General features: G+C 60.7%; 1 protein-coding gene. It reads right to left on the bottom strand.

Annotation, left to right across the window (positions count from 1 at the left end):
- Positions 1-1,883, bottom strand: a 1,883-nt coding sequence (locus NTD81_RS10200) for an Ig-like domain-containing protein (protein WP_262182157.1), incomplete at both ends; no start/stop codon positions are given.

Below are 1,883 nucleotides of genomic sequence, written 5' to 3'. Positions count from 1 at the left end.
GGCTACGCCGGTAGCCGTTTCGGCACTGACGTTACCGTTGGCATCGCTGGCCGTAACCTGCCCCTCGTCACCATGGCTCAGAGGATTCGGCTTAAATGCCCAGTGACCAGTCTTATCGGCATGGGTAATAACGGTGCTGCCGTCCGGCTTGGTCAGGGTAATAGTGCTTCCTGCTTCGGCGGTACCGGTCAGGCCAGCCAGGTTGTTACTGGCGACGTCGGGCGCCGGTGGCGCAGTCAGATCGGCCTTGCCTGTATTGGCGGGCTCACTGATGTTGCCCGCTGGGTCGGTAATGGTCACCCAGCCCTGCTCGCCTTCACCCAGTGGGTTCGGTTCGATTGCCCACTGACCGTCTGTATCCACAGTAGTGGACACAGTGGTGCCGTCTGGCAGTTCCACCACGATGGTGCCGCCCGCTTCGCCGGAACCTGCCAGACCTGCGTCGTTGTTGCTCTCGACCACAGGCGCTTCTGGAGCGGTGACGTCGGCTTTACCGGTGTTAACCGGCTCACTGGTGTTGCCGGCCGGGTCAGTGATTGTGACCGTTCCGCTCTCACCGTCATCCAGTGGATTAGGTTTGATCGCCCACTGCCCGTCGGTATCGACAGTGGTGGATACGGTGCTGCCATCAGGCAGCTTGACCACGATATTGCCGCCAGGCTCGCCAGTACCGGCCAGGCCGGCTTCGTTGTTGCTTTCAATCACAGGCACTTCTGGCGCAGTAACGTCGGCTTTACCGGTATTAGTCGGCTCGCTGGTGTTGCCCGCGGGGTCCGTGATGGTGACCGTTCCGCTCTCACCGTCATCCAGTGGGTTAGGTTTGATCGCCCACTGACCGTCGGTATCGACAGTGGTGGATACGGTGGTGCCGTCTGGCAGCTTGACCACGATATTGCCGCCAGGCTCACCAGTACCGGCCAAACCTGCGTCGTTATTGCTCTCGGCTACTGGCGCTTGCGGCGCGGTGACGTCGGCTTTACCGGTGTTAACCGGCTCACTGGTGTTGCCGGCTGGGTCAGTGATGGTGACCGTTCCGCTCTCGCCGTCTTCCAGTGGGTTCGGTTTGATCGCCCACTGACCATCTGTATCCACAGTAGTGGATACGGTGGTGCCGTCCGGCAGCTTAACCACGATATTGCCGCCAGGCTCGCCAGTGCCGGCCAAACCTGCTTCGTTGTTGCTCTCGACCACAGGCGCTTGCGGCGCGGTGACGTCAGCTTTACCGGTGTTAACCGGCTCGCTGGTGTTGCCGGCTGGGTCAGTGATAGTCACTGTGCCCTGCTCGCCTTCATCCAGCGGGTTCGGTTTGATCGCCCACTGCCCATCGGTATCCACAGTGGTGGATACAGTGGTGCCGTCTGGCAGTTCCACCACGATGGTCCCGCCCGCTTCGCCGGAACCTGCCAGACCTGCGTCGTTGTTGCTTTCAATCACAGGCGCTTCTGGAGCGGTGACGTCAGCTTTACCCGTGTTAACCGGCTCGCTGGTGTTGCCGGCTGGGTCAGTGATAGTCACCGTGCCCTGCTCGCCTTCATCCAACGGGTTAGGTTTGATCGCCCACTGACCATCTGTATCCACAGTAGTGGATACGGTGGTGCCATCCGGCAGCTTAACCACGATATTGCCGCCAGGCTCGCCAGTACCGGCCAGGCCTGCTTCGTTGTTGCTCTCGACCACGGGTGCATCGGGGCTGAGCAAATCGGCCGCGCTGGTGATGGTCTCAGCACTGACGTTGCCACTTGGATCAGTCGCCGTGACCTTACCTACCTCACCATTACCCAGCGGGTTAGGTTGCAGTGCCCAGTTACCCTCGCCATCCGTTTGTGTGATGACAGTGCTGCCATCCGGCTTGGTCAGAGTAATGATGCTGTCGGCCTCGGCTT

The sequence above is a fragment of the Pseudomonas sp. 5P_3.1_Bac2 genome, assembly GCF_025465995.1.
Classification (GTDB): domain Bacteria; phylum Pseudomonadota; class Gammaproteobacteria; order Pseudomonadales; family Pseudomonadaceae; genus Aquipseudomonas.
The sequence above is the reverse complement of the archived record's forward strand: the minus strand, read 5'-3'. Positions and strand labels throughout refer to the sequence as shown.